Raw genomic sequence first — 21,998 nt, 5'->3', positions numbered from 1 at the left:
GGCCCTATCCATCCCCGCATTAAAATACGGGGATTTTCGGGCGTTTTTCATTAAAACTTTTCTACTAGCGTTCTTAATGAAAAATAGCGCATTACCCATATTCACATAATTATGGAAGAAGACTAATGACTTAATACAAACCAAAGGCAATGGTTAATGAATTATTTATTTTTTCTTAGATCTTTAACACCTGTAATAGCTTCCATGCCTTCACCCATTGCTTACCAAATTTTCGAAGCTTCTTGTGCGTCCATAATATCTGAACTATTTAAATCAATCATTAAAAAGTACCTCCAAAACTTTTTACTAAAAATTACAATTATTCATGCAGCGTTTTCTACCACAATCAATCTTTTCCGTGTTTTCTTTGCCCAAAATACTTTTTAATTTGTTCAAGGTCCTCTGTGGTGGCTTCTTTCAAAATAAAATTTTTAGTAACCGATTTAAATACTGTTTTCGAGTTTTGTTTTTGGTATCCCACTTTTTAGTCGTCTTTTTTTGTGCTTCACTAACTGTCATTTTACTTCACTAACCCTATAATAAAAAATTACTACTGCAACAATAAATATTCCAAGAGCAGCTCTGTTGATTATTTTAGTTGTCTTTACATATTTTCTTTCATTTTTCCTGCCAACTATTAAAAATTTCTTTTTGCTTTTTAGAAGCCTGAGATTTTAAAATTTTTCCTTGTGGTCTCGTATAATTACATTCATGATTTCTTCAGGAATCCCAATATAGCAATACCTCCACATACGTGGAGAATACATATTGATGTTTTTGTAGGAGCTACTAGAGATAGGATCACCTCCACATACGTGGAGAATACTGGGTGTAACTGCTTCACTATGTTTTGTGATGGGGATCACCTCCACACACGTGGAGAATAAAACAATCAGTAATTAGCCAGCTTGATGATATTAGGATCACCTCCACACACGTGGAGAATACCCTTTCTTCTCCAAAGACAAAGAACTCAAAGCGGGATCACCTCCACACACGTGGAGAATACTGTTCTTGATGCTACCAGGTATAGTCACATCAGGATCACCTCCACACACGTGGAGAATACCCTTGTGGATCTTGTTGTACATTTTCCAAATCGGGATCACCTCCACACACGTGGAGAATACATATCCGTGTTAATTGTATCATAAACTACATTGGGATCACCTCCACACACGTGGAGAATACTAGTGGAGGACAAGGCAAACGGACCAGCAATCAGGATCACCTCCACACACGTGGAGAATACTGAAGTCGTCACCAGAAGCAACACTAGCTTGTAAGGATCACCTCCACACACGTGGAGAATACCTTCTGCCAGCAGCTCGTCCCACCAAGGAGCAGGGATCACCTCCACACACGTGGAGAATACTGTCAAACAGCTACAAAAACTTGAGGGATAATAGGATCACCTCCACACACGTGGAGAATACCACAAAATGATGTAATTCAAGTTAATAACTATAGGATCACCTCCACACACGTGGAGAATACGATAAGGATATTGGTAAGGAACATAAGACCAAGGGATCACCTCCACACACGTGGAGAATACTTAAAGACCAGAGACCCGTGTCGATCTTATTAGGGATCACCTCCACACACGTGGAGAATACTACTTTAGAATTAAAACAGTATCGCAAATTTAGGGATCACCTCCACACACGTGGAGAATACTATATCAATATGGTATTTGGGGTAAGACAAATAGGATCACCTCCACACACGTGGAGAATACAAGGTGGTGATTGGATGGACAAGGAACACATTGGGATCACCTCCACACACGTGGAGAATACTGACCAATTTCTTCTTTGAGTTGACCACTATCTAGGATCACCTCCACACACGTGGAGAATACAGCCCATAAACCAGGTGTTATCAGATCAGGCAGGGATCACCTCCACACACGTGGAGAATACGATTGTTCATAATTTCTCCTTTTTTTGTAATAAGGATCACCTCCACACACGTGGAGAATACTGTACATAATTTGTCCAGTCTGGATTATATGAAGGATCACCTCCACACACGTGGAGAATACTCTGAATCATCCCTACCATGGGAAGAAATCAAGGGATCACCTCCACACACGTGGAGAATACCAAATTCAACTGGTGCTTTCCAGTGTTCACTCAGGATCACCTCCACACACGTGGAGAATACCCTTGGTTTGATCAAATTATTGCGGTTCCAGAAGGATCACCTCCACACACGTGGAGAATACAGTAAACAAATCCCAATATAACAACAATCACAAAACAATAGATCCCAAAATTTCATCACTTTGTCAATTACTATTGTATCTATTTCTGTCTCATTAGTCATCCAACGAATAGAATTTTCTTGTCTCCCTAAACATACAAAAAAGACGTCATCTTTCGACAACGCTTATACAACAGTAATTCAACTAAAGTTCTTTTTTGTCATAGCCTATTCGCTTTAAAAAGTTAGGGTCAGAACGCCAGTTATGTTGGACCTTAACCCAGAGACGCAAGTTGACCTTTTCACCAAGCAATCTTTCAATCTCTTGACGTGAATTAATCCCAATCTGCTTGAGCATCTTACCGCCCTTACCAATAATAATGCCTTTTTGACCGTCTTTCTCAACATAGATAGTCGCTTCAATCAAGAGCTTGCCATTTTGATGAGTATTCATATGATCAACTGCGACAGCAGTAGCATGTGGTACTTCTTGTGAAGTCAGTCGCAGAATTTGTTCACGAATTAACTCGGCTACCACAAAATATTCAGGCCGATCTGTGATCTGATCAGCACCATAATATTGTGGGCCTACTGGCAAATATTCCTTAATCGTTTTAAGCAAATCTTCAATCCCAATTCCTTGAGTAGCAGAAATCGGTAGTATTTCTTTAAAGCCCTCAAGTTTGTGATATGAATCCATAATTGGCAAAAGCTTATTAGGATGAATTTCATCAACTTTATTAATTACTAAAAGAACAGGAACTTTTACTTCTTTTAACAAGTTGGCAATGTATTGATCGCCCTTACCCATTTCCTCAGGTTCAACCATGAATAAAACTAAATCAACGTCATTCAAACTAGATACACTAGCCTTATCCATATAGTCGTCAAGTTTTGAATGAGGCTTAAAAATACCTGGCGTATCTACAAAAACAACTTGCATTTCATCTGAAGTATAAATACCCGAAATGCGATTACGAGTCGTTTGTGGTTTATTAGACGTAATGGCAACTTTTTGACCAACTAAATAGTTCATTAAAGTTGATTTTCCAACATTGGGACGACCAACTAAAGCAACAAAGCCAGACTTAAACTCTTTTTCTTCCATTATTTACCTCTGCCTTCATCTAATTGATCAGGATACAATGGCAAACCATAATCTTCTAACACTTTTCCTTGAATACCAAACATTTCTTTGGCCTCATCCGGCTTAATGTGGTCGTAGCCGTTTAAATGTAAAAAGCCATGGACTATTGTATATCCAAATTCTCGATCAAAACCTGTACCATACTCTTTACTGTGACGCTTAATCACACTAGGACACATAAATAGATCACCGATATCCTCTTGAAAGTCTGGATCATCTGCAAATGCTGCAAGATCAATTGAATCCTCACCATCTTCAATTGCAAAGGAAATTACATCAGTAGGACGGTCTTTGTCACGATACTTTAAATTAATTTCATGACTACGATCTTCGTCAACAAAGTTAATACTCATCTCTAAGTTGTTATCTTTGCCAATTTCCTTCTTAGCTAGCAGCAAAAGTTTCATAATCCAGTCTTGCCAGTTACGCTTTTCATCATCTAAAAAGCCAACTTCATCATTATAAGTAATATCAATTGGATCCATTTTTAGTGTTTAATGTCCTCTTTTTCATAAGCAGTAATAATTTTCGCAACTACAGGGTGACGAACAACATCATTAGCAGAAAAGTTGATAAATTTAATTTGGTCGATATTCTTCAAGATATGTCTAGCATCAATTAACCCGCTATGCTGTCGACCAGGTAAATCGACCTGTGTCATATCACCGTTTACGACCATCTTAGAATTAAATCCAAGTCTAGTTAAAAACATCTTCATCTGGGCATCTGTAGTGTTCTGGGCTTCATCAAGAATTACAAAAGCGTCATCTAAAGTTCGTCCACGCATATAAGCAAGTGGAGCAACTTCAATTACGCCTCGTTCCATCAAACGGTCAGTCGTATTAGTCCCAAGAATAGCATACAAGGAGTCATAAATTGGTCTCAAATATGGATCAACTTTTTCTTTCAAGTCACCAGGTAAAAATCCAAGTGATTCACCAGCTTCAACAGCTGGCCTAGTCAAAATGATTCGAGAAACTTCTCCCTTCTTAAAGGCGGCAATTGCACAAACTACGGCTAAGAATGTTTTCCCCGTTCCAGCTGGTCCTATTCCAAAGACAACATCAGATTTATCAATAGCTTCGACATAACGCTTTTGTCCCATATTCTTGACTCTGATAGGTCTACCTTTAGCATCCCTAATCAAAACCTTTTTATATAGGTCTGCAAAGTACTCTGTGGTACCCTTGTCAGCCATCTTCATCGCACTTACTGTGTCGGGCGCACCGATGTTAACACCAGTATTCACAACACTATCGAGTGCCTTTAGAACAGCAACTACCTTCTTGATCTTCTCTTCATCGTCTCCTGCAATGACAATCTCATTACCGACATCTGACACAGAAAGATCATAACCTTCAGAAAGAAGCTTTAAATTTCCATCATTAACTCCAACTAGTTTTTGAATATTTTCTGGTCTTTGAGGTGTAAAAGTTGTTTGAGCCAAATAGACCCGCTCCTTCTTGTTACTACTAATTTAGCTGATCACGAACTGCTTGCGAAGCAGCCTTGCCATCGGCACGTCCCTTAATCTTTGGCATTAAAGCTTTCATTACCTTACCAAAGTCAGACTTACCTTTAGCACCAACTTCATCAATTGTTTCCTTAACAGCTGCTCTAAGTTCATCCTGATTCATTTGCTTAGGCATGTACTTTTCTACAACTGCTAATTCTTTTTTGGTTTCTTCAGCTAAATCATCACGATTAGCCTTAATAAATTCGTCAATCGATTCTTCTCTTTGCTTCTTTTCACGATTAAGAACAGTTAATTCTTCATCTGGAGTTAAATCGTGTCCTGCTTTAATTTTTTCATTCATTAAGGCCGATTTGATCATCCGGACAGTATTAAGAGTTGTCTTGTCGTGATTCTTCATAGCTGATTTCATATCAGCCATGATTTGATCTGACAAACTCATCTAATATCCTTCTTTCTATTAAAAACCCAATAGTATTATAACAAACTATGTTCTTAACTAAAATAAAACTAACAAATATTTACTTAACATAATCAAAATTATGCTTCAAGAAGTCAAAAAGAAAAGCTACCCAAAAACAGGTAGCTTTCTCAGTAGTTTATTAATAATGTCTACGCTTACGTGCAGCTTCAGACTTCAACTTTCTACGAACACTAGGTTTTTCGTAGAATTCGCGCTTGCGGTATTCTTGTAAGGTACCACTTCTTGAAACGGAACGCTTGAAACGACGAAGAGCATCATCAATAGACTCGTTTTCGTGAACGATTGTCTTAGCCATGTGTGATCCCTCCTTCCATTTCTTGGCGTTACGCCATACATTTACTTAAATTATACCAAACTAATCTTTAGGGTCAATACAATTCAAAAACTTTTTGATAAATTTTTAAGTTAAATAAACCGACTACTTTACCTTAATAAAAGAGCTGAGTTTTTATTGTTAATCCGCTTTCATTAATAGTATAATTATTTTCAGAAAGATATTTAATAATACACGAGGAGCTTAATATGGTAGAAACAAAAGACCAAAATGAATTAAACATTATTATTATTTCTGATGCGGCTGGTGACACTGCTTTTAGTAACGCCACAGCTGCAGCTGCAGAATTTCCTAACTGCAATATCAACTATCGTCGTTACCCCTTTATCACTAACCAAAAGAAGTTGGACGAAGTTTTAACAGAAATTGAAAAATATCCAAACTTGGTAATTATCTATAGTTTGGTTAAAGATGAAATGCAAATGCCAGTTATCAAATTTGCCCGTGAGCATAATGTTGAATGTGTTGACATCTTTTCACCTGTAGTTGAAGCAATTCAACAAACTACTCATATGACACCAGATCAAAAAATTGGTGCACAGCATAGCTTAAATCAAAAGTACTTTGATAGAATTTCTGCAATGGAATTCGCTGTAATGTATGATGATGGTAAAGATCCGAAAGGTTTCTTGGAAGCTGACGTTGTTTTACTTGGGGTATCAAGAACTTCTAAGACTCCACTATCTTTGTTCTTGGCCAATAAGAACTTAAAGGTAGCTAATTTACCACTTGTTCCTGAAACTCACATTCCAAAAGAAATCTATGAAATTGATCCTAAGAAAATTATTGGCTTGACTAACGATCCATCTGTATTGAACGAAATCAGACGTCAAAGAATGATCGCTTATGGTTTGAATCCTGATACTACTTATTCTAATATGGATTCAATCAACAAGGAGCTTGAATCAGCACAAGCACTTTATAAAAAATTAGGTTGCTATGTAATTAATGTTGCTCACCGCTCCATTGAAGAAACTGCCGCACTTATTTTGGAGCACTTGGGCATTGATGATTACGCTAAGTAATAATAGATACTTTCAATAGGCATAATTAAAACGGTACTAGCCATTAAGGTTAGCACCGTTTTTTCACTTTGTAATGATTATTTTATCTTATAATTATCATTTTTAATTAGCTTTTTCAATAATTCCATTGTGGCCACAGCATCATCTAACGAATTATGTGGATTTGAATTTTTAATATTGTAATTTTCTAGCACAGTACTCAAATGATAATTATCTAAAAAGACATTTTTCTTTTTAACTGCAGAAAGCAAATCAACACATTCATTCAATAACGAATAATGACAATACTTTTTGAAATCTCTATTCAAGAAATTAATATCGAATGGTAAGTTATAACCAACAACAATCCTATCGGCTAAGAACTTTCTCAAATCTAGCAAAGCAGTTTTGATATCGATTCCTTTATTAGCTAATACTCCCTTATTTAACTGGGTTATTTTTTCTATATTAACAGGCACTTCAGTATCAACTTTGATTAATCGATAAAATTTCTCACAATCATTATTTTCAAGATATTTTATAGCACCAATTGATATAATCTTATCTTTTTCAAGATTAAGTCCTGTTGTTTCTATATCAAGAACCGCTAGTGAAGTTAAACTATCTGCTTTATCCTGGACTTGGGATCGAAAAGTATTTACTTTATGATGCTGTGCTGCTTTACTAAACCCTAATTTCTTTTTGCTAGATAACTTATTTTGACTATTTAAATGCACCATCAGCGGTATGCCATCAAAATCAGCCACCATTTTATCTTGACGCGTAGTTTTAAAGTCGAAGCCTAATTCATTATTAGTACTATATATTAGCGTTGCTTCACCCTGTCCAATATTAGATATGATTCTTTGCCATATAAGATCACGAATACGTGCACTAAAGTTTCCAACATAAACGCCCGTTTGAACTTCTTGACACCATTTAGTTAGGTCTCCACGTAAAGATTGTGGAGTTTTGCTTAAAGTAATCACAATCATGACTGTGCCTCATGATACTGAACGCCAAATTTCTGTAGGCCTTCACGATTATCCCACAAACTCATTATTACTTGAGGAGATTCAATATCGGCAGTACTATCTTTTAATAAAAGACTTTTCAAATCTTTTACCATTTTAGCCAATAGTTTACCTTTCTTAAACTCATCTCTCATTGCAATCCGAGTATGTGTGGCAATATCTTGATTTCCATATTTAGCAGTCATTTTAAAAGCAATTGGAATTGAATACTTAGCCTTGTATAGATCTGCAAAATCATAAACAAAGGCTAAGTCATGACCTGTATGAATGAATCCTAAACCTGGTGAAGCACCTAAAGCTACGATAACACTATAACTTAAGCCATACAAAGCCTGGTGTGCTGCTGTCAATGCCTTATTGATAGGAGTTCCATCCTCAAAATTATCAACTTTATATTCTCTCTTATTCCAGCTAACACCAGTTAATTTAGATTGTTCACGATATATCCGCCTAACTCGAGAACCTTCTTTACCACGCAATTCTTCCATCGTTAAATTAGAAAAATCTTCATTTGGGAAGCGCATCTCATACATCTGTCGAGCTGTAGCCAATCTACTTCTTCGATTAGATACTAACTTAGCTTGTGCTTCTAATAATCTGGAAGAATGATTCAGCGATCTACCATGTGCATATTGACGTACACCACATTCTCCAACCCAAACAACAGCTAAACTGGAATCTCCCATTAGTTCCATCGCCCGATGTGTAACATCAACTCCTGGTCCCAGTAAAAGCACACTTACTAAAGCAACCGGAATATTAATAATTCCACGGTAATCAACTACTTGAATTGCACTATCTTGTCTATTTATTCTGGCATGTTCTACATATATAAAACTTATTCTATCCGAAACTCGTCCTAATTCCTGACGTTCTGGTTTCTTAGCACCATAATTATTTTTCATTATATTATTCCATTGGAATTACAGTGAGTAGTCCCATCCCAAAAGCTTTTTCACGCCCTATACCAGTTACCATTGCCTGCTTAAATTGTTGCAAATCCTTAATCTCTAATAAGCCTTCAAAAGTAACACGACTTAATTTTACTATTTTATTGCCCTTGCGGCGTAATCGTGGCCAATCTCTTGACGTAATATTCATTTCATATGTTTCTTCGTCATCTTCTGATTTAACTAAATCAAAACCATATTTTTCTGATCGATCTAATAACCACTTAGTTTGCTGCAAAACAGTAATATGCGGTACTACTTTTGATTTACCGGTTTTTGCATCTGTAATTCTATATGAAGGATTAGCCGTTAGTTTAAAGCGATATTTTTTTCCTTGATTTAAACTACTTAAAAAATGATCATAGTCTTTCGTCTCTGCCGTATTGGCAACACCATATCTTTCAAGCTTATCTAATTTTGGCTTTTCTTCACTTAAAACAAGTAAATACTTTTTACCATTTAATTCATCAATTCTCCATAAATGGCGTAATCTTACTTTTTTCTTTAATTCATCTGGAAAGCAATTTTCAACCCAATTATGATATGCACCTAAATGATACAAATCCCTAATTTTTTGTCGGTTGTTAGTATCAATTTCAACTCTCGAAATATACATTCTACCCTCCTACACAAATGACCAAAAATCCCAATTAGTATTATCTGCTGTCTGATTATTTTCTGAATTTTTAAGTTTAACTGCTTTTTTGATTACGATAGGACGATATTGATAATATCTATCTTTTTGATCAAAAGAGCCCACTTTATCTTTTTTCATTAAGGGGGTACTTTCAGAATCTAAACTAGCATCAGCAATTATTCTAGTTAGAAATTGTGACGTCTTAAAGCTCCTCTTATACCAATCTGAAGCTTGCCAAGGCAAATCTTCTAGTACTTGTAAGGGATTTCTTCCATTAAAAATATCAATTTTAAGTGGACCAGCTGGCGGATTAGACCGTCTTCCTAAATAAAGCTGAAATTTTGGATGTTCAAGTGCTTCTTTGATGTTTTCGATCAATTGATCATCATCGCTGCCAATTGCTACCATGAAAACTCCATCTTGAATAAAATCACGATACGTTAACTTTCGAGCAGTCTTGCTTGCACTCTTTCTGTATTCCACTGTTTGAAACTCTGTCAACATTTTGCCTGATTGCTCAATTCGAACAGCAAATAATAAATTATTTAGCTCCAAAATTTTTTCATTATCTTCTCTTGAGTAGCCCAATGCAGCTGCAATCATACCTACAATAGCGCTTTTGGTTGGATAACTATCACTAGTTCTTTGATTAAAAGATGCAGAATTACCATAAGACTGAAGTGGCGCAGTCAATCTAATCGTTGCTGTCTTCATTTTCTAACTCCTGTTTTACGAATTCAGCAGTTTGATTAATTAAATCATCAATATTTTCAGCCTGATTGTCGACTATATTCTCACTATTCGTCAATTCGACATTAAACACAGGCTTATCTACAAATTTTAAGGAATTTTTATATTCATCCTCTAATCGATCGATAGATTTATCAACGTAGCCACCTTCAGATCTAACTGGTGTTTCAAATGCAGATACTAGGTTAACGGGTGTATCAGTACGAACATTAATCATAACGTATTGAGGGAGTGTTTTATTAGCAAAAGTATTTTCCTTACCAGTCGGCATTGTCAAAACAAATTCTTTGATAAAGAGCTTAATTCCTTCAATAGTCAAAGCTTTATTACCAAGATTGTGCAATAAATCAAGAATGTTAACATTGGCATATCTGTATAAAGTAGATGAATTATATTCAATCGTACCAAGCATTGCAGAACCTGTTTGGCTTTTCGCATTTGCATCATCAACTGCAGTGTAATAATCAAATTCTGGAGTAACTTCATGAGTGGAAATTGCATGAGCCACTTGACTAGAAGCATCCACATTCAATTCTGGATTATCTGCCACCATTCTTCCAAATAAAGCTAAATCTAGAGATTGATCTTCCATCAAATTTTTCTTAATTTCTTTAGCTGTATCTTTATCTATTTGATCAACAGACAAAGCAAGTTTAGCGATCTTTTCGAGTTGCCCTTCACTTACTAGTAGTAGTGCTCCAGTTAACATTTCGCCCGTTTTCTTGTCCTTTTTTAATTTGATTCCAGCTACTTTAAAGACTTCTTCAACTTTCTTTAAAGCATCTTCTTCACTTAAATTTGAATCTAGTTCTTGTAACTTATTCGCCAAAAGACTAGCTGTTTTCAAAGTTCTATAGCTCTTAAGCCATTCTTCATTTTCTGAGTCTTGTTTAAAGGCTAAACGCATTGCTCTCTTCCAGCTTTGTGAAGAAACTCTTGACCGAGTCACGCCACCATAAATAGCTGTTTTAGGTGAACCAGTGTCATCTCTATTGATATTTGATGATGGTACAGTTTGCAATACATTAATGTCCATATAAAGATTCTTATTCATTTTGATTTTCTCCTTGCTTTTTGTTCACTAATCGTTGTCTGATGCCAGCTTATAAACGTTCCAGTAGTAATCTTTTCCCCACTTCAAGGCAACGAATCTTGCATTTTTCGTACTCCACTGAAAGTTATACAAGTCTTCCGCCAATTGAGCAAAGTCAATCTTTTCACCCATTTTCTTTCCTTTAAGAATACTTACTAGATGATTAATTGAATTGGTGGCACTGCTGATATTTGTAGTTGCTAATAAAGCTGTTACTCGCCTATCTAAAGCCTTCTTTTCGTTAGAGTCGTTTATTTTCATTTTCCTCAGTGCAGTAAAAAGAGATACACCATTTTCTCCAGATTCTTCCTTATCTTTTGATCTAGGAATTTGACCAAAGACAAATGAATCATTCCCTTGTTGAAATGCAGCATAACAGTGAAGAGCAGTATAAACTGCTGTTTCAAGCTTTGTAGGCTTTCCATTTGTACTTAATTTAGGCACGACTGAAAAAATTAAAGGCCAGATTTTTTCAGCGCCTTTATCGGTGATAGCTGTTGTCCTTCTAAGTTCAGCCAAAGCACCTTTATCAGGAGTTCCATCACCATACAGCTGATTAATTATTCGTGCCGTAGCAGTATAAGCATCACTCATCTTTTTCTCCTTATTTTAATCCGAGACAAACATAGACGTTTCTGCGTAGTTTATTATAAATTGTAAAAATATTGTCTTCCTTCCCGCCAATGATTTCATCAGCAGTTGCATTGATAAAAATATTTTTAGCTTGCGTTGCAACAAGACGATTTAAAGTTTCACGCCATTCTTTAATTTTGACATTACGGTCTTGATTTATATCTAATCCAGAAAGCCAAGTGTAAAATGGCTGATTCAGTTCGTCATAAAGTTGCGCTACCTTTCGACTTGCCCAATCATCATTACTTTTTTTCTTCTCGCTATGGGTTTGAATGTTCGATATATCTTTTGCAAACCAATAGAAATAAGCCACAACCTTTTGTGCTAATAATACTTCTTCTTCAATCTTATCTTGCCACCGATTTTCAAACATAGGCTCATCATCAAAAAGGATCCCTGCCTTAGCTTGCATATTATCCGTGATTTCCGCATAAGGTGATTGAGATGTAGCATTTCCATCACTTATCATAGCTACTGTAACTATATTGATGTTAGTATGCTTGGAAATTTGATTATGCATTTTCAATTCCTGAATCCAACCAATAACTCCTGGAATTCTGTGATTATTTTTATCTTTTTTTTCGTTGTTATTATCTTCTTTAGTCCTTATATACTGACCAAAATTACGCCACATAGCGACATTTATATTATTTTTATTCTTGGCAGCTGGATATACAACACCATCTTTATTTTTACGCCAAGTCGTCATTGGCTCTAGGAATTGTTTTTCACTATCTAACTTAGGCAGTCCTGCGCTAAATATAACTGGCTGACCATTTTGCCAATCAATATGAATCATTCTAGACCAGACAGTATATAATTCAGACAAATTGTCAGGATACACTCCATTCAATCTTTGTTGAAGATAATCATTAATATCATCGTATTCCCACACTGGTCTTTGTGAGTTTAGCCAGTTTGTTCCATCTGCAGAATCATTGGTAACTAAGCTTAGATTTAACATCAACGTGTCAAATAAAGTTTTACCTTTAATATAAACAGGATTAATTGAATACAACCAACCAGGAGAAACAGAGAACTTATCCTTTGACTTAACTTTGGTCTTATCAGTAACACCTGTGAAGTTTTGGTAAGTAATTAACCAGCGAACTAATTCCGCATTATTAACACTATCTTTTTCAATACCTGATTTAGGTGAAAACAGTGCCGGGCTGTTATTGCTTTCAGAAATAAGTCGATTAATTTGTTTAACTGATACTGTTCCTGCACCTTTAGCTACCTTTTTATTTTCCGGCACATTTTGGTCATAGACTTGGCGATTAACTTGATAAAAAGGATCATTACCAAATAAATCAAATTTAGCCTGATAAAGATTTAGATAATCAAATAATTTTTTTGAAAAAGCTTTTTGATCATATAGACTTCTCCAAGTGTTTTCCAGTTTATCAAAATCCTTACCATCATTATCTGTCCGAATTACTCGCCATTTGTCATCTAAATTTAACCATGAATATGGCGTATCATCTGCATCGAATCTAGTATAAACTGACAGTAAAATAGCCAACAATAATCTGAGAATCGCTAAGTCTTGTGATTTCATATCACCAGCAAGCTGAAGATACTCTTCAGAATTACTAAAAAGTTCATTCAAAGAGACCTCACTTTCGGTATAATCCTTTTTCAGGACTTTAATCCAAGGATCAGTAACCAGATTGAAGCTTAAATCATTATTCATATATCACCGTTTCTTTCCTCATTAAATAAATATTTAACATTCATATTTATATTAAAGCTTATTTATTTTATTTACAATACTTTTTCAATAAAATAAAAAGCGGTTTCATATACTGAAACCGCTAAACCCCACTTTGATGGGGATTACTTCAATAAATAAATAATTAACAGGATCACCCTCACCTAAGTGAGGAATACACTTAATACAGTTTACTATTTTTCGTACGATAACCCCAAGTCAGATGAATACTTAATTTTATATCCATTAAATTCTGTCTCATTATTGGCATCAAGAATTAAAGCTACCGAGCCCTTTAACCAGGAACTGTTCTGCCATTCAGGAAAATTACTAATAGTATCTCGTTCCAAATTTCGTATAGATTGGTTTATATCCATCGTTAATGCATGGGGCAGCCTAATCAACTGCTGAGCAACAACGCTATCAGGAACTTCTTCATCCACTTTTCGCCCATCCATTAAATAAAATCCATCGGCATCTTTTTTTAGCAAAAGAACCTCGATTGTTTCATTCGTATCTCTGACAGCAGCCTCTGCTTTAACATCATTTAGATCAGTGTCACTATCATTATCAAGCCAACCGTGTAAAGTTTTTTCAACTCTTGGGGCTCTAATTTGATACCCTTTCGATTTTTGTTCTGCCTTTTCTTGATCAATGTTGAATTTCTTAACTTCCGCTTCCTGAAGATCTTGTACTTCATTATCAGTATCCGCTGAATATACCTTTTGAACCAAATTAGAAATATCACTAGGTAATTTGATCTTGTCTTTTAAGAAATGATCCGTCTTAATTAAAAGATATTTCTCATATATTGCTTGATTTGCATCCCCATAGTCCCCATTAGAATTAATACCCATAATGAATAGTTGAGGCTCAATTAATTTGTCTGGGCGCTTAACTTGATGACGATGCAAACGACCCGCTCTTTGTAAAATCAAGTCTATTGGTGCAATATCCGTATACATAACATCAAAATCGATATCCAAAGATTGTTCGAGCACTTGCGTGCCAATTACTATCATTTTCTTTGGACGTTTTTGGTGATTTCCAATTGACTTTTCCAATTTGGACTCTAAATTACTACGATCATTAGCCAAAAATGCGGAATGAAGCACCAAAATTTGCGTATCTTCAGAGCACTCTTTTTCAGCAATTTTTGCCAATTCTTGTGCTCGCTTTACCGTATTAACTATGACACCTGCGACACCGCCATCTTCAATTTGATCATTAATCTTTTCAATTAAATCGTAATTTTCAATGCTTAAGCGAGTAACTTTAACTGTAGTATCATCAGCTTGAGTAGAAAAATCTGACTTTTGTTTTAAAATTTTGCCATCCAAAATACTTAACAAGGGATATGCTTGACAAGTTTGCCAATTAGTATTTTGAGCTTTAAATTTTTCACTGCCATATTTTCCTCTACAATATGCTGTAAGAAGTTCATTTCTTTTATCAACTGGAAGCGTAGCCGACAAAGCAACAACTGGTACATGATATGCCCCCAACCACTCTATTGCCTTTTCAAGATAGGAACTCATATATACGTCATAAGCATGAACCTCGTCAATTACAACTATTTTTCCGCTTAGCCCTAAATGTCTTAAGGCCAGATGCTTTTGCTTCAAGCCCATCAAAAGCAATTGATCAATAGTTCCAATTACAAAGTCAGTTAATATTGACTTTTTACCATTAAACCACTGATTAACAACAACTGCACCTTCATCGGTTTCAATATCATCAGCATCAGGAATATTGTGATATTTTTGATTAAACTGTGCCTTTCCATGCATCAATTTAATAGAGAGGTTTTCGCTCTGTTCTTTGGCAATATTCCCCAACCAGTTATCTACTCTATCAAACATTGCATTTGCAGTAGCCTGGGTTGGCAAGCCAAAAAACAGGCCATTGATACCGGTCTTAGCAGCTAATTGCTCAACAGCGGTTAGAGCTATTTCAGTTTTACCAATACCCATCGGGGCTTCAACGATAATCATGCTAGGATCCACACTATCTCCGATTGCTTGAGACATTTGTTCCTGAACTTGTCTTGGATCAAAATTCCAGCGTTTTTGATATTGCTCTTTAGTATCGACTATCAATTGAGGCGTCCAGGAATCTGTTTTAAGCCAATTTAAAATTCCTTGCTGATATCTTGATGTCATATCAATATCGCTAAAACCTTGATCCATCGAGATTAATGGAAACATGCTAACACGCTTACCATCTTTAATTGTATATTCACTAGATGCCAACCAGTCGGCCATAATGACTAGGCCTTCTAAAATTACTGCTTGTGAGTCAGTAACTGTAGGTATATCTTCTAAATTTTTAAAATTACACAAATCTAAACCATAATTGATGATCTCTTTTTGTACATTTTCCCATTTTTCTCTAGTTGGATTTTCGGCCCAAGAATCTGATTGATAATATTTAGAAGTATCATCCATCAGTTGATCTTCATAGTCAAAATACTTATTTTGTGGTTTACCATGGTGCCCGCCAACTATAGCGCCAATACTTTCATTTAGCCCACTATTTTCTAAGATCACTTCACCAGCCAGAGCGTGGAGCCAGTGTCTAGTATCCATATTTGCCTTTAATTCTTCTAAATTATCAAATCCATTTTGTAATAATCTCTCTAACAGATCCTGGTCTAAATCTTCATTATGGATAAACGATTGCTTAATTTGAAAAGCAGGCGTAGCCTTACCAATATCATGAATGTATCCAATAAATTCAACAAGATTCTGAACTTCATTTGAGTTTTCAAATCCCTGACTCAAAATGCGTCTTTGGCCGTCATTAAGCCAATGATTATATAACCATCCAATAACATTTTTTGTGTCAATTAAGTGAGCAATTAAGGGTAACCATACTTCTTCGCTATCTTCACTAATATTCTTTTTACCCCATAAAGACAAGGTCGTATTTGATAAATTTGTCATGTTTTCCTCAATTTATATTATCTGCTTAATTTAATATTTATAATTACTTTTTATTTTACAGCCTATTTCCATTTATATACATAGAATAATCGATGTCTTTTATTACTTGATCATATTTGTCATAATACCAAATGCTAAAATCTTCCCATTTTCCGCCCTTAGATGAACCATCAAGTGGTGCTGGATTGGTTTGGGAATATAAATAATCTTCATCACTGTCATCAATGACTCTATAAAAAGGTCCTTCTTCAGCTATACATTCATAGATTTTGCCATTTGTTAAGCCAGTTACTACTAAAGTTTCACCTATATATTTTAATTTCATCATTCTTTTCTCTCGTATAATTTACAATCTTTAATTCATACATATTAGAATTCGTATACTTGTTTACTTCATACCAATGAATATCAGAACACAGTTATCACTTTTTTTAATCACCTCCACATGTGTGGAGAATACAATAACTCAAAAATTGCCAAACTTGACGCTCAAAGGATCACCTCCACATGTGTTGTCCGACTCATCCCAATCACACATTGCCTCAAACACTGAGACAGTGCGGTTTGTTGCTGCTTTCTAAGGATTAATTTCTACAGAAATTTGACTAAGATGAGTGCTTGCTTATCATACCCAGTCTCACTATTTTAGCATTTTATTAACTAACGGGAACTCAATGAACGCTACTATGTTATAGCGTACTTGGCGTCTGTCGATGCGCTACAACAATGGTTCAAAAATCGGTGCTATAATTTAGTTATCGAACATCGTGGAGGGAATTTAATGGGAATGTTTAGTTTTGTATCCAAGTGGAATAAAGCTGGTGAGCTCTTTCGCACTCGGCAATTCATCCTTACTTTTGCTAAAGAGGAAGATCTAGTCAAAATTGAAGAAGTCATCAAGAAGCGCCGAGAAGAGTTAGCTAAAAAAGAACCCAATCAATAGTCTCCGTATGGTATAATCTTCGTTGCGAGAAGTTTTATGGGCGGTGGCTGTCTTCTTGAAATGGGGGGTTCCAATGGACTATTCTTTAGAAAGGATTACAGCCCGTGAACGTCTACCAGGCACTCATGCTAATGTTGGCATTCGCAACCTTCATAATTGCTTTGCTGATTTTTATTTTCACGTTCTGTGCATAATAAAAGACCGTCCAATTAACTTTGGCAGGTTGCGGACGATCTTTTATTAGATAACATGTAACCAAGCGACCGCCTTTAAAGCGGCTCGCTTTTTCTATGCACTCATATTTTACCATTAGTGGCCATCTGTAGCAAATCTTCCAAAAGCGCTGTGTATAAGATATTCTGTCGCTTGGGAACTGCTGATGCTAGCCATCCAGTTACAATCAGACTTAAAAAGCAGCGCGTTTTATGCAATGATTGCCTTAAAAGATCGATGGCTCAATCTAAGCTTATTAATAAAGGTTGCTATATCTCTAACACTTCTAAGAGAAAAATACTTTCTGCTCTTACTGAAGATTGCTCAATGACCGGCATCGCTAGTATTGATCGTTTTCACATGGTTCAAATGCTTACTAGATCGTTTAATATTTTTAGAGTTCAAATCATGAAGCAATTTAATAAGAGCAGCCGTGAATATAAGCTCTTAAAGTCTCCTTGGATGCTTTATCTCATGAAGCATGACAAGCTTAATAGGACTACTCCATATTACGATTGGCACTTTAAAGACTATCTAACTCAGGAACATATTGTCTTAGATGGTTTAGATTGTGACCAAACCTTAGAAAATACTTATTGGGTGATGCAAGACTTTATGGTTGTCTTGAAGGAGTTAACCGTAAGATTAAACAAATTGAACGTAATGTTTCTATCTACCTTTATACTTTAGGGTGTTTGACAAAGAGCCGTCGCCCTTAATCACAATTAATTGCTGGTATTTAAACTTCCTGAAAAATTCCGTTATTCTTGATTCTTATCAATGGGGTTGATTGTTAATGGGTATTTCTTATCGAGTTTAGGAGTAACAAATTTAATAGTTAATCCCTTTTTCAACGGTCCCATTAGTATCCAAGCGCCAATCCATAACATCCCCACTATCGATGACCAAATATCACTACCTTGAATTAGTGGAAACATGCATCCCCAAATTAACATAATGATATAACGTGTATATTATCAACTAAGCAATCATTGCCTAATTAAACTAATTTTCGAATAATTCAATTCGACGTAATTGACGTTTCAGTTGACCTTGCTTTTCTAATAAAGCAAATTTACGAGACAGGGTCTCAGGTGTTGTTCCAAGGTATAAGGCTAAGTCCTTCATTTTTAAGGGTAAGGTAAAATTATTTTTACCAATTTCATCTGCATATGTTTGTAAATACTTTAATAATCGGTCTTCAACCTTCGGCAAAGCCAACAAGTGAATTTGTTTTTGCATTTCCGAAACTTTAACAATATTTAGTTCCAATAATCGAATACTTAATTCTGGCTGTTTATGCATCAGCTTCAGTAGATCCTGCCGTTTTAATAAACAAATTTCACTGTGTTCCGTAGCCTCGAGGTAATTATTGATATTTTTTTGACCAAAAAGCCAATCCTCTCCAATATAATCACCCGTATGCAAGATTTGCAAAACATTCTCATAGCCGTTTTCATCTAAGGTGTACTGCTTAGCGTTACCATCAGCGATAATTACTAAATTATCATTTATCGTTGGATCAATTATTACTTCACCCTTTTGATAGTTTTTATGCTGAACTAATTTTTCGATTTGCATCTTCTCATCCTGAGGTAAAGCATTAAATAGTGGTACTAAGTTAACACATAAATCAGCCATTAAATTCATCGTCCTTTAATTAAAAGTCATCATCGTCGTCTTCGACATACAATCCTTCTTTTAGTTCATGACCTAAGAAGTCTTGAGTTACCCGAATTTGCTCCTTAATCCAAGCCATTAAATTAGTTAAATTAGCAGATAATTCTGGCCAACTTTCATTATTAGCTAAAGCAATTGCCTTAGTAATGAAGAGCGTTTGCGTATCAAAATCTTTTACCAAGGCAAATAATTGCTTATCATCTGCTAAATATTTACTACTGCCATCTTCTTCTAGCATAGTATATTCCTTAAATTGAGCTGTAATTGTTGGAATACTTTCACCATTATTAACCAATAAGTGATTCAATTGGTCAAATTCCTGACGTTCATAAGCAATCCAACCAGCAGCTTTTTCGGCTAAAAAAAGACTAGCAGATCCTTTAGCAAATAAGTTAGCTTGGTTAATCTTTAAAGAATGGATTAACAAGTTAGAAATAATGTGACCAGTCATGGCAGCTGCAGTTGGCTGATGGTGATCAAGGTCGCTTTGTTTCAATTCCGCCTGGTATTTTTCTTCTGCATTCATCAGTTAAGCTCCTTTTCCTTAATTCCTTGTACTTCATAACCCATTTTTTCAATAGCTGTCTTGACATCAACAGTTTTAGTCTTATCAGGATCCAGCGTAAATTTTAGCTTTCCTGCATTGAATAAAACTTTGATTTGGTCGGTTCCATCCAAACTACCAACCGCCCTTTCAATTTTGCTCAAGCATGAAGGACAGGTCATGCCAGATAATTTCATCATTACTTTTTTCATGATTAAATTCACCCTTCCTTATTAATTTACATATCTAATGCTACTTTGTTTTGTTGATTATAAACTTGATGATCGTCAATTTTTTTGCTGAAATTTGATTAATCTCATCCCGTTCAAGATAACAATTAAGATACTAAATTCATGAATAAACATCCCACTTGCCATTTCAACATAACCCGCAAACAAACCGATGAACAACAATAAGACTGTCAGTAAAGCCATCACGATATTTTCATTCATGTTCAAAATTGTCTTTTTGGATAAGCCAAGGGCATAAGCTATCTTCCGCAAGTCATTTTTAACTAAAACTATGTCTGAAACTTCAATGGCAACATCCGTCCCACTACCAACGGCAATTGCAACATTAGCATTAGCTAAGGCCGGACTATCATTGATCCCATCACCAATAAAAGCAATATGGTGTCCCTTAGCTCTTTCTTTTTTAACAAAAGCAGCCTTGTCTTGTGGCAACATTTGACCATGAACTTCATCGATTGGCAACTTCGCCGCAATTCGTTCAGCAGTTTCTTGATTGTCCCCAGAAAGCATAACTAACTTTTTAACCCCTAATTCTTTTAAGCGGGTTAAAGCATCATTAGCTTCTGGGCGCAATTGATCTTTAATGCCAAAAACAGCTAATTGACTTTGGTCTTCGTTAGCAAAAGCGACAATTGAAGTACCTAATTGACTCAAATGATTAATTGTCTTATCTAATTTTGCATTGGTACGGGTATTTTCAACGATTAAGTCTTGGTTACCTAAATAATATTTTTGATTATTTAAAGTGGCGATGATTCCCTTACCCTTAACAGTTTCCACTTTAATTGAAGCTGGCTTTTGTTTATTTAATTTGGCAATTGCCTGAGCTAAGGGGTGGTTACTTTGACGCTCAATTTGAGCAGCTAATTTAATAATTTCATCTTTGGGCCCATTTAATACCTCAATTGCACTAACTTCTGGATGTCCAACAGTCAAAGTGCCGGTTTTATCAAAAGCAATTTCATCAATCCGGTGAGTTTGATCCATTACTTGCGACCCTTTAAACATAATGCCATTTTTAGCACCATTACCGATACCAGCAACTGTAGATACTGGCACACCAATAACTAAAGCACCTGGGCAGCCTAGCACCATGACCGTAATAGCTAACTTAAGATCTTTAGTAATTAGGCCCACAGCAATCGCAATTACAAGTACGGCAGGAGTGTAATATTTGGAAAACCGGTTAATTAACTTTTCTGTATGTGACTTTGTATCTTGTGCTTCTTCAACCATTTCAATAATTTTACCGAAAGTCGTATCTTCACCGACTGCGGTAGTTTCGACAGTCAATGTACCGTTTTCAAGGATAGTTCCTGCATATACTTCATTACCGGCTTTTTTATTAACTAATTTAGATTCACCGTTAACACTGGCTTCATTAAGATAACCAGAACCTGAAATAACCTTGCCATCGACTGGAACCTGATCACCAGTTTTAACTAAAATCTTCTCACCAGGATCAATGAAATCGACGTCTTCTTTCTCAGTTGAGCCATCATCTTGAACAACTAACGCAGTCTGTGGTGCCATTTTGGTTAAATCAGCAACGGCTGATCGCGTTTTCTTTAGGGTTAATTCTTCCAGTACATCTCCTAACATGAATAGCCAAGTAACAATGGCTGCTTCATTAAATTCACCAATAATGAAGGCACCGATTACCGCCAGCGATACTAAAACATCAATAGGAATTAATTTAACCCTTAAAGATGAAATAGCCGTCAAAGCAATTGGAAGCACTCCGACAATCCCCACGATAAGCATTAAAGCCTGGTATGGTAAATCCATGTGCAATAGCCATTTAGATCCTTCAGCAAGCAACAGCAGAATAGTATTAACAAGTAAAACCTGCTTTTTGTACCTCATAAAAAATTGTTGTAACTTAATCATTTTTATAAACATTCCTTTCGTCTTTGACTCAAGGACAACAGAGCCATGAAAAACAAATCCGTTGTCCCTT

General features: G+C 35.7%; 23 protein-coding genes, 1 pseudogene and 1 CRISPR repeat array. Of the genes and pseudogenes, 4 read left to right on the top strand and 20 right to left on the bottom strand.

Going from position 1 to position 21,998, the window contains the following annotated elements; translation table 11 throughout:
- Positions 1-175 precede the first annotated feature (175 nt).
- The 6 genes from CP363_RS11220 to rpsU all read right to left on the bottom strand — a co-directional run bounded on the left by CP363_RS11220 (position 176) and on the right by rpsU (position 5,608).
- Positions 176-259, bottom strand: coding sequence for a KxYKxGKxW signal peptide domain-containing protein (locus tag CP363_RS11220; protein WP_223845463.1), 84 nt, complete (start codon positions 257-259; stop codon positions 176-178).
- Between the two features lie 478 nt (positions 260-737).
- Positions 738-2,230: direct repeats of the CRISPR family, unit length 28 nt; unit sequence GGATCACCTCCACACACGTGGAGAATAC.
- Positions 2,231-2,413: 183 nt separating this feature from the next.
- Positions 2,414-3,316, bottom strand: a complete 903-nt coding sequence (gene era, locus CP363_RS08000; RefSeq protein WP_005719725.1) for a GTPase Era — start codon at positions 3,314-3,316, stop codon at positions 2,414-2,416.
- Positions 3,316-3,840, bottom strand: coding sequence for an rRNA maturation RNase YbeY (gene ybeY / locus CP363_RS07995; protein WP_005719727.1), 525 nt, complete (start codon positions 3,838-3,840; stop codon positions 3,316-3,318). Before ybeY ends, era begins: the two co-directional genes overlap by 1 nt.
- A gap of 2 nt (positions 3,841-3,842) precedes the next feature.
- Complete coding sequence (locus tag CP363_RS07990) at positions 3,843-4,802, bottom strand: PhoH family protein (RefSeq protein ID WP_005723097.1); 960 nt, start codon at positions 4,800-4,802, stop codon at positions 3,843-3,845.
- A gap of 25 nt (positions 4,803-4,827) precedes the next feature.
- A complete protein-coding gene (locus CP363_RS07985; RefSeq protein WP_013086431.1) occupies positions 4,828-5,271 on the bottom strand; it encodes a GatB/YqeY domain-containing protein in 444 nt (147 codons plus the stop codon).
- Positions 5,272-5,431: 160 nt separating this feature from the next.
- Positions 5,432-5,608, bottom strand: a complete 177-nt coding sequence (gene rpsU / locus CP363_RS07980) for a 30S ribosomal protein S21 (protein WP_002880182.1) — start codon at positions 5,606-5,608, stop codon at positions 5,432-5,434.
- 227 nt (positions 5,609-5,835) lie between these two features.
- Here rpsU and CP363_RS07975 point away from each other — a divergent pair, with 227 nt between their 5' ends.
- Entirely contained in the window at positions 5,836-6,672 is an 837-nt protein-coding gene (locus tag CP363_RS07975; protein ID WP_005719759.1) for a pyruvate, water dikinase regulatory protein, read from the top strand.
- A gap of 77 nt (positions 6,673-6,749) precedes the next feature.
- On the opposite strand, the gene cas2e is transcribed toward CP363_RS07975, so the two are convergent.
- The 9 genes from cas2e to CP363_RS07930 all read right to left on the bottom strand — a co-directional run bounded on the left by cas2e (position 6,750) and on the right by CP363_RS07930 (position 16,735).
- Entirely contained in the window at positions 6,750-7,646 is an 897-nt protein-coding gene (gene cas2e, locus CP363_RS07970; RefSeq protein ID WP_089143287.1) for a type I-E CRISPR-associated endoribonuclease Cas2e, read from the bottom strand.
- Entirely contained in the window at positions 7,643-8,590 is a 948-nt protein-coding gene (gene cas1e / locus CP363_RS07965) for a type I-E CRISPR-associated endonuclease Cas1e (RefSeq protein WP_089143286.1), read from the bottom strand. The genes cas2e and cas1e overlap by 4 nt, the downstream gene beginning before the upstream one ends.
- Before the next feature lie 4 nt (positions 8,591-8,594).
- Entirely contained in the window at positions 8,595-9,251 is a 657-nt protein-coding gene (cas6e, locus tag CP363_RS07960) for a type I-E CRISPR-associated protein Cas6/Cse3/CasE (protein ID WP_098036102.1), read from the bottom strand.
- A 9-nt stretch (positions 9,252-9,260) separates the two neighbouring features.
- On the bottom strand, positions 9,261-9,986 hold the full coding sequence (gene cas5e, locus CP363_RS07955) for a type I-E CRISPR-associated protein Cas5/CasD (RefSeq protein ID WP_098036101.1): 726 nt from the start codon (positions 9,984-9,986) through the stop codon (positions 9,261-9,263).
- The gene (cas7e, locus tag CP363_RS07950; RefSeq protein WP_013086436.1) at positions 9,967-11,076 is read right to left on the bottom strand and encodes a type I-E CRISPR-associated protein Cas7/Cse4/CasC; all 1,110 of its coding nucleotides are present in this window, start codon (positions 11,074-11,076) and stop codon (positions 9,967-9,969) included. The genes cas5e and cas7e overlap by 20 nt, the downstream gene beginning before the upstream one ends.
- 27 nt (positions 11,077-11,103) lie before the next feature.
- Entirely contained in the window at positions 11,104-11,709 is a 606-nt protein-coding gene (gene casB / locus CP363_RS07945) for a type I-E CRISPR-associated protein Cse2/CasB (protein ID WP_060462363.1), read from the bottom strand.
- A 10-nt stretch (positions 11,710-11,719) separates the two neighbouring features.
- Positions 11,720-13,444 carry a type I-E CRISPR-associated protein Cse1/CasA gene (locus CP363_RS07940; protein ID WP_098036100.1) on the bottom strand — a complete coding sequence of 575 codons (1,725 nt, stop codon included), beginning with the start codon at positions 13,442-13,444 and terminating at the stop codon, positions 11,720-11,722.
- Between the two features lie 212 nt (positions 13,445-13,656).
- Positions 13,657-16,407, bottom strand: coding sequence for a CRISPR-associated helicase/endonuclease Cas3 (locus tag CP363_RS07935; RefSeq protein ID WP_098036099.1), 2,751 nt, complete (start codon positions 16,405-16,407; stop codon positions 13,657-13,659).
- A 55-nt stretch (positions 16,408-16,462) separates the two neighbouring features.
- On the bottom strand, positions 16,463-16,735 hold the full coding sequence (locus CP363_RS07930) for a hypothetical protein (protein ID WP_198995785.1): 273 nt from the start codon (positions 16,733-16,735) through the stop codon (positions 16,463-16,465).
- A gap of 453 nt (positions 16,736-17,188) precedes the next feature.
- Between CP363_RS07930 and CP363_RS10830 the strand changes: the two genes are divergently transcribed.
- The 3 genes and pseudogenes from CP363_RS10830 to CP363_RS07920 form a co-directional block, all read left to right on the top strand.
- On the top strand, positions 17,189-17,350 hold the full coding sequence (locus CP363_RS10830; protein WP_198563853.1) for a hypothetical protein: 162 nt from the start codon (positions 17,189-17,191) through the stop codon (positions 17,348-17,350).
- A gap of 125 nt (positions 17,351-17,475) precedes the next feature.
- Positions 17,476-17,544: a hypothetical protein gene (locus tag CP363_RS11215; protein WP_369822270.1), complete on the top strand. Its 69-nt coding sequence runs from the start codon at positions 17,476-17,478 to the stop codon at positions 17,542-17,544.
- 88 nt (positions 17,545-17,632) lie between these two features.
- Positions 17,633-18,196 (top strand): annotated as a pseudogene (locus CP363_RS07920) (transposase); the annotation flags it as partial.
- A gap of 128 nt (positions 18,197-18,324) precedes the next feature.
- Here CP363_RS07920 and CP363_RS10745 read toward each other — a convergent pair.
- From CP363_RS10745 to CP363_RS07900, 5 genes are all read right to left on the bottom strand, one after another.
- Positions 18,325-18,501, bottom strand: coding sequence for a hypothetical protein (locus CP363_RS10745; RefSeq protein WP_158227345.1), 177 nt, complete (start codon positions 18,499-18,501; stop codon positions 18,325-18,327).
- Between the two features lie 67 nt (positions 18,502-18,568).
- Positions 18,569-19,204, bottom strand: coding sequence for a Crp/Fnr family transcriptional regulator (locus tag CP363_RS07915; protein WP_061204756.1), 636 nt, complete (start codon positions 19,202-19,204; stop codon positions 18,569-18,571).
- A gap of 19 nt (positions 19,205-19,223) precedes the next feature.
- Complete coding sequence (locus tag CP363_RS07910; protein WP_010580181.1) at positions 19,224-19,769, bottom strand: DNA-binding protein; 546 nt, start codon at positions 19,767-19,769, stop codon at positions 19,224-19,226.
- Positions 19,769-19,999, bottom strand: coding sequence for a heavy-metal-associated domain-containing protein (locus CP363_RS07905; RefSeq protein WP_057726630.1), 231 nt, complete (start codon positions 19,997-19,999; stop codon positions 19,769-19,771). Before CP363_RS07905 ends, CP363_RS07910 begins: the two co-directional genes overlap by 1 nt.
- A 75-nt stretch (positions 20,000-20,074) precedes the next feature.
- Entirely contained in the window at positions 20,075-21,928 is a 1,854-nt protein-coding gene (locus CP363_RS07900) for a heavy metal translocating P-type ATPase (protein ID WP_098036098.1), read from the bottom strand.
- Positions 21,929-21,998 lie beyond the last annotated feature (70 nt).

It is taken from the genome of Lactobacillus sp. UMNPBX12 (assembly GCF_002553955.1).
GTDB classification, from domain to species: domain Bacteria; phylum Bacillota; class Bacilli; order Lactobacillales; family Lactobacillaceae; genus Lactobacillus; species Lactobacillus crispatus.
The sequence above is the reverse complement of the archived record's forward strand: the minus strand, read 5'-3'. Positions and strand labels throughout refer to the sequence as shown.

Bases quoted from the DNA above. Each gene is read 5' to 3' on its own strand.
- era (WP_005719725.1), bottom strand. From the start codon at position 3,316: ATGGAAGAAAAAGAGTTTAAGTCTGGCTTTGTTGCTTTAGTTGGTCGT.
- ybeY (WP_005719727.1), bottom strand. From the start codon at position 3,840: ATGGATCCAATTGATATTACTTATAATGATGAAGTTGGCTTTTTAGAT.
- CP363_RS07985 (WP_013086431.1), bottom strand. From the start codon at position 5,271: ATGAGTTTGTCAGATCAAATCATGGCTGATATGAAATCAGCTATGAAG.
- rpsU (WP_002880182.1), bottom strand. From the start codon at position 5,608: ATGGCTAAGACAATCGTTCACGAAAACGAGTCTATTGATGATGCTCTT.
- CP363_RS07975 (WP_005719759.1), top strand. From the start codon at position 5,836: ATGGTAGAAACAAAAGACCAAAATGAATTAAACATTATTATTATTTCT.
- cas2e (WP_089143287.1), bottom strand. From the start codon at position 7,646: ATGATTGTGATTACTTTAAGCAAAACTCCACAATCTTTACGTGGAGAC.
- cas1e (WP_089143286.1), bottom strand. From the start codon at position 8,590: ATGAAAAATAATTATGGTGCTAAGAAACCAGAACGTCAGGAATTAGGA.
- cas6e (WP_098036102.1), bottom strand. From the start codon at position 9,251: ATGTATATTTCGAGAGTTGAAATTGATACTAACAACCGACAAAAAATT.
- cas5e (WP_098036101.1), bottom strand. From the start codon at position 9,986: ATGAAGACAGCAACGATTAGATTGACTGCGCCACTTCAGTCTTATGGT.
- cas7e (WP_013086436.1), bottom strand. From the start codon at position 11,076: ATGAATAAGAATCTTTATATGGACATTAATGTATTGCAAACTGTACCA.
- casB (WP_060462363.1), bottom strand. From the start codon at position 11,709: ATGAGTGATGCTTATACTGCTACGGCACGAATAATTAATCAGCTGTAT.
- CP363_RS07940 (WP_098036100.1), bottom strand. From the start codon at position 13,444: ATGAATAATGATTTAAGCTTCAATCTGGTTACTGATCCTTGGATTAAA.
- CP363_RS07935 (WP_098036099.1), bottom strand. From the start codon at position 16,407: ATGACAAATTTATCAAATACGACCTTGTCTTTATGGGGTAAAAAGAAT.
- CP363_RS07930 (WP_198995785.1), bottom strand. From the start codon at position 16,735: ATGATGAAATTAAAATATATAGGTGAAACTTTAGTAGTAACTGGCTTA.
- CP363_RS10830 (WP_198563853.1), top strand. From the start codon at position 17,189: ATGGGAATGTTTAGTTTTGTATCCAAGTGGAATAAAGCTGGTGAGCTC.
- CP363_RS10745 (WP_158227345.1), bottom strand. From the start codon at position 18,501: ATGTTTCCACTAATTCAAGGTAGTGATATTTGGTCATCGATAGTGGGG.
- CP363_RS07915 (WP_061204756.1), bottom strand. From the start codon at position 19,204: ATGGCTGATTTATGTGTTAACTTAGTACCACTATTTAATGCTTTACCT.
- CP363_RS07910 (WP_010580181.1), bottom strand. From the start codon at position 19,769: ATGAATGCAGAAGAAAAATACCAGGCGGAATTGAAACAAAGCGACCTT.
- CP363_RS07905 (WP_057726630.1), bottom strand. From the start codon at position 19,999: ATGAAAAAAGTAATGATGAAATTATCTGGCATGACCTGTCCTTCATGC.
- CP363_RS07900 (WP_098036098.1), bottom strand. From the start codon at position 21,928: ATGATTAAGTTACAACAATTTTTTATGAGGTACAAAAAGCAGGTTTTA.